The sequence below is a fragment of the Novipirellula rosea genome, from assembly GCF_039541335.1.
GTDB classification, from domain to species: Bacteria; Planctomycetota; Planctomycetia; order Pirellulales; family Pirellulaceae; genus Novipirellula; species Novipirellula rosea.
Window position 1 is genome coordinate 529480 of sequence record NZ_BAABGA010000035.1, and the last position, 14203, is coordinate 543682.

At 55.0% G+C, this 14203-nt stretch carries 6 protein-coding genes; 3 read left to right on the forward strand and 3 right to left on the reverse strand.

Annotated elements, in window-relative coordinates; translation table 11 throughout:
- Positions 1-5: 5 nt before the first annotated feature.
- The gene (locus tag ABD971_RS14660) at positions 6-5054 is read left to right on the forward strand and encodes a DUF1583 domain-containing protein (protein ID WP_345323212.1); all 5049 of its coding nucleotides are present in this window, start codon (positions 6-8) and stop codon (positions 5052-5054) included.
- Positions 5054-5794 (forward strand): phytanoyl-CoA dioxygenase family protein, encoded by a 741-nt coding sequence (locus tag ABD971_RS14665; protein WP_345323214.1) that lies wholly within the window; start codon positions 5054-5056, stop codon positions 5792-5794. The genes ABD971_RS14660 and ABD971_RS14665 overlap by 1 nt, the downstream gene beginning before the upstream one ends.
- 753 nt (positions 5795-6547) lie before the next feature.
- On the opposite strand, the gene ABD971_RS14670 is transcribed toward ABD971_RS14665, so the two are convergent.
- The 3 genes from ABD971_RS14670 to ABD971_RS14680 form a co-directional block, all read right to left on the reverse strand.
- Entirely contained in the window at positions 6548-8299 is a 1752-nt protein-coding gene (locus tag ABD971_RS14670; RefSeq protein WP_345323216.1) for an FAD-dependent oxidoreductase, read from the reverse strand.
- Positions 8300-8493: 194 nt separating this feature from the next.
- A complete protein-coding gene (locus ABD971_RS14675; protein ID WP_345323218.1) occupies positions 8494-9660 on the reverse strand; it encodes an alpha/beta hydrolase family protein in 1167 nt (388 codons plus the stop codon).
- A gap of 163 nt (positions 9661-9823) precedes the next feature.
- The gene (locus tag ABD971_RS14680) at positions 9824-11194 is read right to left on the reverse strand and encodes a Gfo/Idh/MocA family protein (RefSeq protein ID WP_345323220.1); all 1371 of its coding nucleotides are present in this window, start codon (positions 11192-11194) and stop codon (positions 9824-9826) included.
- A 377-nt stretch (positions 11195-11571) separates the two neighbouring features.
- Here ABD971_RS14680 and ABD971_RS14685 point away from each other — a divergent pair, with 377 nt between their 5' ends.
- Positions 11572-14175: a di-heme-cytochrome C peroxidase gene (locus ABD971_RS14685; RefSeq protein WP_345323222.1), complete on the forward strand. Its 2604-nt coding sequence runs from the start codon at positions 11572-11574 to the stop codon at positions 14173-14175.
- Positions 14176-14203: the final 28 nt, after the last annotated feature.

The following is a 14203-nucleotide window of genomic DNA, read 5'->3' on the forward strand; positions in this document are numbered from 1 at the left end:
ATCTCTTGAACCGAATCCTTGCCGTTATCCTAATCACCCTGTCTGCGAGTCTAGTCCAGGCTCAAAACCTAAGCCTCGAGGCAATCGATGATGCCAATCTTGTGCAATCGCTCCGCGAATCGGTTGCGATGTTCGATCCGGTGCAGCCGGACAAGCTCGGCGGGCGGGCAGCAACGATCAACCGGCATTTGCTGCAACTGTCCGCCGACGAGCGTTATGAAATACTCAAAGCTTTCACGCTGCCGGAACCAGCGACAGAGGATGTCGCTTGCTTTGCGTGCCTCTGCAACGTCCAAGCTCCGCCACGTGAATTCGCTCGTGCGATCGGGAAACGACCTCAGGCCGATGTGTTTGCAACTCCTAGCGTTGGCGAGGTAAAAGGGCTTTTTAGCTCAGCTTGGTTACTGGTTGACACGGCCAAAGAAATCGGACGTCTGCACGAGTTGACTCAGCAAGTGAACCTGAGGTCAGACGCAAACGCAGACTATCTCACACTGCTGCTTTCGATTGCCGGGGCACGGGGGGTGGATGCAACAACAATCGAGGAACGAAAAGGCGCCTGGATCGAAAGACTGAAAACAGAACCCGATTCCAGCGCAATGCAAGCCGTGGTTGTTGCCGCCGTCGCTGCGGACTCCGAATCACACGCCACGCTTGTCGATACGACTTCGACGCTGCTGGACAAATCCGAATCGGTCCCGATTTCACTGAAACAGCTGTCACGAGAAATTCAGCTGCGTTCCGTTGCGGTGCCAAATATAGAATCCTCTCAGCTAAATCAGGACTGGATTCGAATACCAGGAAATTCACATTGGTATATGCATGAAGGGCATCTGACGCAGGCAACCGCCGGACCGTCGTCGATTCTGTACCGCTATCCGATTAGCGGAGATTTTCGCTTTGAAATGGAGCAGCTTGCGACCGGCAGTCGCGATGATAATTACGTGGGCTATGGTGGACTCGACGTCGGCTGGGAGGGATATCGTCGGTTCGAGCTCAATCGTCGTGCCATCGAGAGACAAGCGGATACGGTTCGGTTTTGGGTCAACGGACACCCGGTTCGCAATGCAGCTGCGACCGATGCATCGCCTTGGTTGTTGTTGCACGGCGAGGGCATGGAAAACCATCGCTATCGCAACCTAAAATTGTCGGGATCCCCGGTTGTACTCCGCGAGGTTTCGATGATCGGCGAAGACTCGCGAAATGGATGGTCAACGGTTGCAGAGCAAAACGATGACGCGCTGTGGACAGTCGCGGAAGGAGTGCTGCAAAGCGCGCAAACGGATTCGCCTCCGCGTCAACGTCTGCTCCGCTACGTGCGTCCGCTGCTTAGTCAGGAAACATTCGAATACGAGTTCTTTTCAACTGGCGATCAGGTGGTCCATCCTGCACTTGGAAGACTCGTGTTTCTGATCGAGCCAACCGGGGTGAAGGCCCACTGGGTCACCGACGCAGAATCGGACTGGACGGGGCTACCGGCTGACAACGCCCTGCTGGAACCGCTCGCACGGCGAGGCCCCCGGCCGTTACCGCTACGAGACAACCAGTGGAATCATGTCGTGCTGAGGCGTCGCGACGACAACGTCAGTGTCACCCTTAACCATACGTTGATCTACGAACGAGCGATTGACGAGCTCGATGACACACGGATCGGATTCTATCACGATCCCTCAAAAGAGACGGTTCGGGTGCGTGCGGCAAAGTTGAGCGGCGATTGGCCACAAACCATCGACGTCGATAAGTGGTTGCGACCTGAGGGCGCCCCCGATCAAATTGCCCTCCATTCGGCAACGAATCTTTTCCCGGAGGCGATTCTGCGTTCGAACACCCGAGAAGTCATCCGTTTAGCGAGTGAAATGGAGGCTGAACAACGCTACGAATTCCTGTCCGACTGGGTGTTGCCAGGATCCTCGCATCGGAACTTTCGCCTCGATGGCCATTTCGTTCCCCAGGACGCTGGCGACGACGCTGGCGAACATCAACACAACGCCGGCCACCATCGACGTGATCATTTGATCGCCCCCGCGACCGAACTCATTTCCACGGCCAATGAATTGGGGCGTTTGTCGGAACTGAAGACGAAGATTCAACAGAGTCCGGACGACACGCTCCAGCAAAAGCGTGCTCAAGCTGCAATGTTGGCGTTGGTTCAAGCGGCCCAAGGAGACGTTGATGACGCACACGAAAGTCTTGAGGCGATTTACAAATGGGTGAGTGAAGAACCGAACCAGACGCCCGATCAACTTTGGCCCGAGGTCTTGGTGGCTCACGCTTTTGCGGATGATCCCGACGCCGCCAGCGTCCTGGCGGATTTGTTGACGATTCTAAAACCTGCGGCATTCAACGATGCGAATGCAATTGGAATCGAATTGCTCAATGTCTTGCAATTCCTTGAGGTTGCAATTCAGGCCGAGGATGTGGACCTACCGCAAATCGAACCTCCGTTTTGGGTTGCGTCCTCGCCAGTCGATGCGATGAAGCGTTTAGCCGGTGGCGGCAAAGCGACTTGGATTGCCAAGCCAGGCCGAATTCAAGCGATTGGTGGCCACGGGATCGAACAAATCTTTTATCGCTATCCGCTCGAAGGCGACTTTGAGTTCGAGTTTCAGCATTCACTGCGGAATAACACGGGATGTCAGGTCGTGATCGGCGGACAGTGCTACCAGATATCCAGATGGAACATCCGAAACGGTCCGATCGATGGCCCGCTCACCTTGACGAAAATCGATCCAGATTTGTCCGCCGAAGGCCATCTACTGCATCAACGTTTCTCGGTGAAAAACGGGGTGTGCACGGTGTTTGCCAATGGACGCGAAGTCTTGCAGCAGCCTGTTCAGCCGGGATACCCTTGGATCGCGATTCGTCAGGTGTACAAACAGTCGACTCGCTTGCTCGACTTGCGAGTGACCGGCGATGCCACGATTCCAGAGGTGGTGCGGCTTGATACCGGGGGGAGCTCCGGTTGGCGGTCTTATTACCATCACGATGTGACAGGCCAACATGTACCCTGGCATTGGCAGGATGGCGAGATCGTTGGTCAACGAAGTACGAAGTCTGCGGGAACCGGGGATGAGCAGTTACTGTATTACCAGCGTCCCGTGTGCGAAGATGCTTCGATCCGTTACAAGTTCTTTTACTCCGAGGGGGAAACTACGATCCATCCGGCGATCGATCGAACCGCCTTTCTCTTGGAACAAAATGGTGTTGCAGTTCACTCGATTACCGACGGCAGATACGACGAAACATTTGCCAACAAAATGAATCGTCGTGAGAGTCCTGAAGGTCAGCGGACGGCACCCGGCGATCTGCTGCGAAACAACCAATGGAACGCGATGGAGATCCTCGTTCGTGGTAACACGATCGAATTAAAGTTAAATCGCGAATCCATCTATGTCGGTCCGCTTGATGCCAACACCGCTCGCACGTTTGGGCTGTTTTATTACGCCGATCAGTCATCGGCGCGAGTCAAAGAAGTGATGCTTCGTGGTGATTGGCCTTCAGAGTTGCCTCCGCTGGATCGCCAACCGCTTGCGGACCAGACGGTTGTACAGCTCGATGCGACGCGAGATCAGTTGGAGTCGAAATTTTCACACGACTTCACACGCGATGGGTTGCCAACTGAATTCTTCGCGATCGAGGGACAACAGAATGCGACCATCACGCGTTCGAGCGAAGGGATTTCATTTGCAATCCGTAGTCCGGACAAGTGGTCTCAGTCCTCGATCGTTTGCAATTTGCAAATGCAAGGGGATTTCGATGTCTCGCTGGACTACAGCGATCTAAAGGTCGAGTCGGGCGAAGTGGCAATGGCCAGATTGATTGTTCCCTTTGTCTCTGCGAATCCGGTAAGCGCCCGTCTCTCTCGCGACGAACACGGTGGTGGCAAGCGAGTCATCAACTCGGTGCTGCAGACGGAAAATCCCAACGGCGGACCGACCGTCGTCAACAAACCGTTGGGATGGGAATCGACATCAGGAACGATGCGGATTGCGCGTCGCGGGAAACAATTGCACTTGTTGATCAAAGACGACACGAGTTCGCAATTCCGTCACCTTGAAACTTATGAAGTACCAGACGCAACGACGCAGAAGCTCCGTTTGGTGGCGATAGCACAGCGTGCCGAGCTTGCCACGGTGAATTGGCGAAAGATTGAAATTCGTTCCGAACAGCTATCACAAATTGGAGCCACGGACGGTGAAAACCGAATTTTTGTTGCAAGCGCTGACGGCAGCCAGATCCGACAGATCACCAAAGGCATTGACGACTTGGGCAACCATGGATCACCCGAGTTTTCACCCGATGGGACCAAGATCGCCTTTGACACGTGGACCGGATCCTCGCGGTCAGCCCGCATCTTTATTGTGAACTTTGACGGTACCGGTCTACGTGACCTGGGGCTGGGATTGATGCCGACCTTTACGCCTGACGGTAAACAAATCGCGTATTCTTCGCTCGAGGGGATGATGATGATGAACCTTGACGGCAGCAACCGTCGTGTCATCAGCCGATCGGGATGGGGCATCCAAATTTCGCCGCTCGGCGATCAAGTTGCCTTTACCGACAATGACACCAAAGGACACAATCTGTTCCTACTCGATTTAAAAACGAATCAGAAACGCCCGTTGCTGACGGGAACCCTCGCGGAACGCTATTCTCAAATCTACTGGAATTTCGATTGGTCCGCCGACGGCAAAGAACTTTGTTTCGTGGGTAGCAATCGCCACACCGGGCAACGTGAGTTGGCGGTCGTCAGCGTCAATGGATCACAGCAACTCTTTGAGACGCTGTTGACGGGCGGCAACTACGCTAACATCGCCTGGCATCCCGACGGAGACCGGATCATGTTCGGCGACAGCGATCCAGCCTATGGCAGCATGTCGATGTTCATGATCCATCGCGATGGAAGTCCGTGTGAACATCCGCTGCTCGAGAAACGCCGCATGGCTGCGGTCGCCGGCGGCGAATGGTCGCGTGATGGCAAAATGATTGCCCTGGCAAGCAGCGTGGTGAAGACCTTTTCCAGCAATTCGCAAGCTGAAAACACGGACGATTGATGAACGAACAAGCCGCCACGGAGATCCACGACAATGGATTCACCCAGATCGAAGCCGCAGTGGATTTGGAAACTGTCGGGCGATTGAGTGCTGCATGCGAGCAGGCATTTATCGTGGATTCCGCAGTGCAGCGAGCACGATCGAGTCGCGGTCACGTTTATGCGGCACGCAACCTGTTAGACGTCGTCCCGGAGATCCAAACATTCTGGCGTGAAGGCAAACCGTTTGAAATCTTGAACTGCATCTTGGGCGATCAATTTGGTTTGGTACGTGTCTTGTTTTTCGACAAACCGCCCGACCGGACTTGGACGTTGCCTTGGCATAAAGACACCGCGATCGCGGTAAAGGACAACTCGTATCGCTCGGCAAAATTCTCGCGTCCCACCGTCAAATCAGGTGTACCTCACGTCGTAGCAAATGACGATGTCTTGCAACAGATGCTGACGCTGCGTTTGCACCTGGACGACGTCACGGACGAGAACGGTCCGTTACGGGTGATCCCCGGTTCTCATGTTTCGAGTACCAGCGAAGGCGCGGGCATCGAGGCCGCGGTGACAATTCATGCCGCGGCGGGCGACATGTTGGCGATGCGGCCATTGATCAGCCACAGCAGCGGTTCATCGAAACCAGGCACGACGCGACACCGACGGATCTTGCACCTCGAATTCGCGGGCCAACGCCACCTTCCCGATGGTTTCCAATGGCACGATTTTATCGCCGCGAGCTTACCAACAAATTAGATGGCATTAGGCGCAAGCCCGAACTGCTAGGCATTTAGCCAGGAATCATTGGGTGAAACCCCGTTAGCAGTTAGTGAGCTGGCCTCGGTTCAGCGCCGGAACCGTGGCTAGCGCAAAAACGCAACGCTGTGAAGCATTTTCTCGTGGCTACCTTCGCCAGAAGGTGGTGAATCGTATTGGCCGGCAATCATCCACGCTCTGGCGAACGTATCTACGGAACGCAAATGCCGTAATTTGCGATCTCCAAATGGTTCACAGCGTTTGGTAGAACGGGCAATCTATTGAAAGACTCCTGCCTAACTGCTTGAAACGTTGGGGTTCTTGTGATTTTTGCTTGCGGTAGTTTCCTGCCACCTCTGCACCAACTTCGGAGACTGCTGATTTAGTAGCGTTGATTACAGGCCAGAGGCCGGCACACCCTCTGCCGGTGGCGTGAGCCACCGGCTAGTGGAGGTGGGAAAACATAGCCCAGCGGGCGACACAATCTCGGCCAGTGTGTCGGCCTCCGGCCTTACGGCGCCAGGCCACCCCGAAACCGTTGGCTCACGCCAACGGCAGGTCATGTTTCGGCCTCCGGCCTATGCGCCTGCTACTATAACAGCAGTCTTTGTAGGCTAGGGAGAGGCGACTACGTTATAGGCCGGAAGAAAAGCTGCGCGCAATTTCCGACGTCCACACCAGAGTTTTAGCGGCCCAGCGCAAGCCCCTCCGAAATTCTTGACGAATTCCGCTACAGGAAGGCTGCCGTCGCGATCAGGTTGGCCAAACAAGTTCAAAGCCTTGGCCTTTTAGCACGCTCTGAAATGTCGTCAGTGATTTGGATTGATTCCGAACGCCACGAGGACGTTCGCGTTGATCCAGACAATGGGCGGCCAACGCACCTGCGGCTTCACCGATACTCCACTCGACAGGATGCAAGCGGTAACATCCGTTGCTGAGGTGAGTGGTGCCGATGTTTTTGCAAGCTGCGATCAGATTCTCAGTTCGTCGTGGTATCAAAGCCCCCAGCGGTATCTGGAACGGGACGCTCGAAAAATCGATATAGTTGTCGCCGCCGGAACTGGGATGCAGATCCAGATGGTAATAACCAATCCCAACGGAATCATGAAACGGAGCCGCCGTGACTTTATCGCCAGCATTTTTAGCCACGGCTTGCCGGTCGGCCCTCGAAATATGTTGCTCGAGGATCGTGAATTCGGCTTGAATCCGGCGAGACTCGCGGATGTACGGATACTTGGCCAACCCGTCGGCGGTGCCCATGATGTCTTTACGCAAACGAAGTCCTTTCCAACCTGTCCCGCCATCGGGCCGAGGTGCTTCGGTCTGTAACCAATACAGCAGTGATAGGCTTAATTGACGCGAGCCTTCGAGATGTTTGGCGATTTCTTGCTCGTCGCCCGTGATCAAATTTCCAAGCATGTAATCATTCTGCGGCCAATTGACGATCGCCACCCCGCTGTCGTACGTGCCTGGCAGGAAATTTGCTGGATCAATGATACGGCGATACAGCCACAGGTTCAGTGCTTTGGTTTTCGGCGGCGGTGCCTCCTTGGTGGGCGGCACGAAGGCCAGGTCATGAGGTTTCAGCGTGTTCGGTTTGGAATACTGAAGCGACAAAAGTTTCCCCGGCCACGGCGGCGTCAAATCGGGAGTATGATCCCGCCAAAAATCGTATTGCTTGGGTCGATCGATCGTGTGATCCGCACCATCGATGTGGTCGATCGCAAAGCACCAAGTGAACGCTTGGATGTTGTCGGGTTCGGCTTTTTCGGGAGCATGCGATTCCTCGGTTTCGTGCCGAGACTCGGCTCCCGTGACATACTCGGTGTTGGTCAGCGGCAGCAAGTCGCCCTGTTCCGTGGCGTCGATAAAGTACGGCGCCGTCACCTGATACTCCGCTCCTTGATCGTTGATCAATGTGACGGATCGAACACGATCGCCATCCACCTCGGCTTTGACCGGTTTGGTGTTGAGCATGACCGTCAATCGCCCGGCGCTGACCGCTGGTGCTAACATCGCATCCAGCACCGCGACAGCGACTCGCGGTTCATGACAAAGTCGCGATACGTTGCCGTTACCGGGATTGAGCCGCGGATTGTTCTTGGCCGATTCGGTAAGCGGATAGTTCCTGCGGTAATAATCGCGAACATTTTCGCGGAACTGACGATAACTCGCCGTACATCCATGCGTCTCGATATGGCTGTGTTCGTCCGGCGGAACTCCCTGTTGGCTCAATTGTCCGCCGATCCAGTCGGTCGGTTCGGTCAACAACACCCGTTTGCCCATGCGGGTTGCTGCGAGCGCCGCGGCACAACCGCCCAGACCACCACCGATGATGACGACATCGACATGCCTTTCGCCTCCGGAACGAGCGGATTCGGATGCCGCGGCGATCTGCGGATAAATGGCTGATGCAGCACCGAGACCACAGAATTCAAGAAAGCGGCGACGAGCGAAACTGCGAGAATACGTCGACGGTGCGGCGGTGAAACTTTTTTCAGGCATGATATCTTTCCGGAGAGACCGAATGTTTCGGCGATGGAGGGGCGAGAGGGCTGGCGGATTTCGCGTCGAGTACTTTGTCACATCTAAATTTTAGCGTAGCGGAACTCGTCAAGAGTTTCGACCTGTGCGGCGACTCACGAAAGTCTTGACGACATTCGCTACAGCAAACGCCGAGTATAAATGTTTCGCTGCTATTATGGTGTCGTGGCCTCACCAAAATGCTGCTGTAGAAACTCGAGCGTTTTGTTGTTGGACCACGCATGGCCACCGTCAAAGAAGTCTGCGTCGATGTTGTCGGGTTTGCCCAGTAGCGCATAGACTTGCTGTAGCGTCGCCAACCCCTCACGCGCCCCCGTGATTGGGAAGATGGGGTCCCTCACACCGTTGATCAGCAGCACAGGACGGGGAGCGTACAAGGCGACCACATCCGCCATCTCGGCATACTGCATGATCCCTGGCAAGCAATTGCAGATGCAGTGGCGAATCGGAAAAATCGACGAGCGATAGGTCGAAAACGCCCCTGCGATCAGCGCGACTTTGACGCGTTGGTCTAGTACCGGTAAGTACATCGACAACGTGCCGCCACCTGAAAGTCCCGCGACACCAATCTTTTCAGGGTCCACTTCGTCTTCACGGCTTTGCAGAAAATCGATCACCCGCATGGCATCCCAACAACGCAATCCTTGCGGCGTCATCCCAAGTAGCAGTGAATCCATGGTCATCTGGGTGCAACTTCGCGGAAGTCCCTTGATCCCCGCATCCTGATTTCCCGACGTTTCATTCCACCCGCGGACGTTGATTGCCGCCGTCACGTAACCGTGCTCGGCCAAGAAAACCGCATAATCGAGCTGACTCTCTTGGATCTTCTTCAAATCCGCTTCGTTTTTCCCTTCTCCGATGTACGGCTGGATCCCGCTATGGCCGTGCAGGCAAACGATCGCGGGCAGCGGAGCGGGTCGCTTGTGCGGCACAAAGTAGTAGACCGGAGCCCAATAAGATTGCTCGGTGCGAACGTAAATTTTGTGCCGGGTAAAGGAGTCGAATTGCTTCTCTTCGGTCCATTTGACTTCCAGCGGCACCCGTTCTGGCATCGTCCCCAACAAATCGACAACGACGCTTTGCAATTCTTGCTGCCATTGGCGATGTTCCGCAACCGTCGAAGCGTCCCACTGTATCGAAGGCGTGATTTGATCGGCTAAATTGGAAAAGCTGTCTGCAATGCGATGGGGAAGCTGAATTGTCGATGGCTCCTCGGCAAAAACGACTGCCCCGGTATCGCCCAACCGATTGCCGAGCAACAGAACCAACGTCACAAGCACAAACAGCCAACTACGCGACTCGCGGAAAGTTTTCAACATCATCAGCAGTTCCTTCAATAGGCGGGGCGCTGCGTTTGGCGACACAGATTCGGTCACACAAACGCAGCGCGTCAAGCAGAAAAAACGCGAACCGTCCGGTACAGGGAATTGCCCTGCTGCTGGATGGCTCGCGTTTCGCGATCGTTAATATAGCCGCTAGGTCGAACTACATGTTGATTTCGTAGCCCTTGCGGTTCTCGCGGGCCAGGAACGCGTTGGCTTGGGAATCGCCGACGATTTCTCGCTTGTTCGGATCCCAGTTCAAATCTCGGCCCAGCCGCATCGCGATGTTCGACAGATGGCAAATCTCTAACATCCGGTTGTGCGACCAAACATCGGAAATCGGTTGCTTGCGTGATTCCATCGCTTCGATGAAGTTCGCAGTGTGATTCGCGCTGACCTTTCCGCCGTAAACCTCTTCGATCGCTCCCTCAGGCAGCGGATTGTCTTTCAAGTCCTCAACCGGCTTGCCGACAATTTTGCCGCGGTTAACAAAGAAGCGTCCTTCGGTGCCTTCGAATAGAATGCCGTTGTCACCTTCGCTGGTAATAATCATCTCGACATCGTTAGGCATGTCGACGCGGAGCTTGAATTTCGTCGCCGCGTTGTATTGGTCGTTGACGACGGGATAACCATCCTTGTGCTCGACCGGCAACGTGTATTCGAGCGGCGAAATTTTGCTCGGCCCGGTATCACTGGCGCCGAGTGCCCAGCATGCGATATCGACGTGGTGGGCACCCCAATCGGTCAATTTACCACCGGCGTATTCGTGCCAGTTTCGGAACGCGTAGTGACAATTGCTGTACAACGGTACGCCACCGCCATAGCCCTTACGCATTTCCGGCAGCGCACGGTACTCGACTTTCGGTGCCGGGCCGAGCCAGAAATCCCAATCCAGTTCGCTCGGAACCGGAGCGACCGGAATGACCGGAGATGCTTCCATTCCGTTGATCCCACAAGTCACCTTCTTGACGGTTCCGATCCGGCCATGCTGGATCAATGCGACCGCTTGCAAGAAACGCTGGCTCGATTCGGATCGCTGCATCGTGCCGACTTGGAAAACGCGGCCGGTTTCTTTGACGACCTTTTCGATCAACTTGCCTTCGGCGATCGTCAGCGTCAACGGTTTTTCACAGTAGACGTCTTTGCCCGCATACATCGCTTCGACCGAGATCTTGGTGTGCCAATGATCCGGAGTGGCGATCATCACCGCATCAATGTCTTTGCGATCCAAGATCTTGCGATAGTCCTTGTATGAATCGGGCTTCTTGCCTTGATTCTTCTGAACCTTCTCGACGTTCGCTCCCAACACATTGGCATCAACATCCGCTAGCGCAGCGAAGTCTGCAAATTTGAACGACTTGCTGGTGATCGCCCAACCTTGATTGCGTAGTCCGATGGTGGCAAAAACCGGACGGCTGTTTGGCGACTCGTTGGCAAAGGCGCTGCGGGTCGAAGGAAACAGAGCCGTAGCGGTCCCAGCCGCAGCGACTCCTTGCAGAAAACGTCGGCGATTAGGGGACAGAGGGGTGGACATCAAGTGAATTCCTATAGGTGAGATAGCTTGGATAGTTGGACGGAATGTAGCAAGCCGAGGACCGAAGGGTTGGCAACCACGGTGCCGCCGACGGCTTCAAGACGTATCGGTACGTCGAGCATCCATAATAACTGGTTTTGTTCGACATTCCCACACACAGGCCGTTTTAGTGGTGGTGTCGGCCACAAAAATAATTCGCCATCACCACCGCCGGGCAGCAACGAATGCCGGTTAGTCTGATTTTTCAACTCCCGTTTCTGCATATTTTTCGTGGATCACTGCCGTCGCAAATCATCGACGGCATGCGAGCAACTACACTCGAGCTTAGTGAATGGGGGGGCACCGCATAGCTTTAAATGAAATCAGAGAGTAACCACATGTTCGATACGGTTCGGCAGACCCTGAAAGCTCGCCTTCCCTTTGTCATTGCCACGGCTGGCGAATTTATCGCGTTGTACTATTGGCTGCTGCTGTTTGATCAGTCGTCTTATGTGTTGGCCACCGTCGTTTTATGGGCGGGATTTTTGGTCGAGCGAGTTGCGGTTCTGTATTGGGTCAAAGAGAACTTTGGCGGCAGTGTAGGGATCGCGGCGGATCACAAAACGTGGTGGCAGAAGCTGATCGGGTTGTTATTGATCTGCCTGAGCGAAATTTCCGTCTGGGTTGCATTTGTTTTTGCCCAGCACTATTTTGGCTGGACCGCCGCCTTTCTGGTGCTCTTTGTTGGCGAGCAAATCGAACACAGCATCGAACTCGGGTTGTTATCGCAAACCAGTTGGTTGAATTTTGTTGCGTCCCGGCAAGCGACGGTGATCACCGTGCTGGAGACACTCGGAGGAATTGCGTGGTTGTATTTGGTGCGTCATGACCAAGCTCAGCTGGGCGGCATGATGCTGTTGATCGGATTGACGATCGAGCATGTGATCCAAGGCGACGCAATCAAACGCAGACTAAAGGCCAAGCAGAATCAGGGGGATGATCCTGCCGACACGGCCACCGATGCGGCGAAGCAACCTCGGTTGATCGGGACCGCACCGGTCGTTGGCGGCATCATCACGGTGGCAATCGCAGCCGTGTTGTTCACCGTACTGAAACCCTTCTGTTTCCGGATCCTGTCGCCGCCGCCGACCATCGACGCCCCGGTGACCTACTTGAACCAGAATTGGTCGGCGGAAAAACGCGACAAGTTTTACCATGCTTCCCAAGGGACCGTGCTGATGAACGCCGATTGGTTCATGGCGCTTGAACAACCCACGATCAAGTTCGTAGGACGCGTAGGGTTGATGTCGGACCAAGACTACTTGGCCCGATTCGGGTTCCTAAAAGACGTTCATAGCCAGGAACATAACGCGTCTAATTTGCCGGTGGGGTTTGCCGTTGACGATGTCACGATGCCGGACGATGGATCCAAACAGCGAGTGGTTGGGCTGACCTGCGCAGCTTGTCACACCGGTGAAATTCATTACGCGGATCATCATTTGCGAATCGACGGGGCCGCAGGGCTGATCGATCTAGAGCAATTTCAAAACGCAGTGGGGGCTGCGTTTCTGTTGACGATCAAAAATCCACTTCGCTTCAATCGGTTTGCCGATCGAGTTTTGGGCGAGGACCACACGCCGGACGAGCGTGCCGAGCTGAAAGAAAGCGTCAACCGAGTTTTACAACAGGGACTGGCTGAAAAAGACGCCAATGCAGCACGCGAAATCTACGATGGATACGACGGTGGCTACGGCCGCACCGACGCGTTAGCCAAAATCGCAAACTTCGTATTTGGCACTCAACTGGACAATGACAATTTACAAATCGGCAGCGCACCGGTTCGTTTCCCTCCGCTTTGGGATTCGCCTTGGTTCGATTGGGCCCAGTACAACGGTTCGGTAGAACAGCCGATGGTCCGCAATATTGGCGAAGCAATTGGCGTGCGAGCACGAGTGAATTTGGATCCGCGTTCGGAACGCTTTTTAGACTCGACGGTCGATATCGAGGGGCTGCACGAAATCGAAACGTTATTGGCTGGTGACGCGCCGCTGCAAGGTTTGCAATCACCTCGTTGGCCCGTGGAGGTAATGGGAGCGATCAACCATACCAAAGCGGCCGCCGGGGCCGCGTTGTACCGCGACCTGTGCCAATCGTGTCATCTACCCGCGCTGGACACCGACGAGATTTGGGAGGCTCCGAATTGGGTAGCCAATGACGCGTATTCGATGTCATGGCAATGGAAACCACCAAGCAAGCGGGCGCGTTTCCTGAATTTACAGGGGGTGAATATTGGCAAGGTAGGCACCGACCCGGGACAGGCGACAAACTTCTTTTCTCGTTACGTCAACACCGGAAAATCGGTGCTGCCGTCGGTCACCAAAGGCCTTTACAAGAACCAGCAATGGGAAAACAAGGATTGGTACTCGCCGGTCAAAGGGGCCGACACGACCGAATATCCCGCCACCGTGTTGTCGGTGGGCGAGGCGCTACAGCGGGTGACCGTTGCGATTGCCCAACGACACTATGACCGACAGGGGTGGTCGACAGATACCCGCGAGCGTTATGATGGACACCGTAACCCGGGGGCCAGGAACCCCCTCGAGTATCGCCCCCGCCCGCTGAACGGTATTTGGGCGTCGCCTCCTTATTTGCATAACGGTTCGGTGCGTACGATTTATCAGTTGCTTTGCCCGCCTGAGCAGCGTGATCAAACCTTTTACGTAGGGACGCGGCAATATGATGCGGTTCATTTGGGTTACAAAGACGAAGCCGTTCCCGGAGCGTTCCTGTTCGACACCCGAGTCGAGGGGAACTTGAACACAGGACACGCCTTTGACGCCTTGCCACTGGGCAACGGCGTGATTGGGCCACGATTATCGCATGAGGAACGCATGCAGATACTGGAATATCTGAAATCGATGGGCCCGGCCGGCCCGGTCCCCGAGTCGTTTGCCGAAGCAGGACGAAAAGCTAGAGAACCAGAAACATCGGCAAAGGATTAGCAATCGCTAACTGCCCGTTTCTGCGAAC

Coding starts and splice junctions, on each gene's coding strand:
- ABD971_RS14680 (WP_345323220.1), bottom strand. CDS start 11,194: ATGTCCACCCCTCTGTCCCCTAATCGCCGACGTTTTCTGCAAGGAGTC.
- ABD971_RS14675 (WP_345323218.1), bottom strand. CDS start 9,660: ATGATGTTGAAAACTTTCCGCGAGTCGCGTAGTTGGCTGTTTGTGCTT.
- ABD971_RS14685 (WP_345323222.1), top strand. CDS start 11,572: ATGTTCGATACGGTTCGGCAGACCCTGAAAGCTCGCCTTCCCTTTGTC.
- ABD971_RS14665 (WP_345323214.1), top strand. CDS start 5,054: ATGAACGAACAAGCCGCCACGGAGATCCACGACAATGGATTCACCCAG.
- ABD971_RS14670 (WP_345323216.1), bottom strand. CDS start 8,299: ATGCCTGAAAAAAGTTTCACCGCCGCACCGTCGACGTATTCTCGCAGT.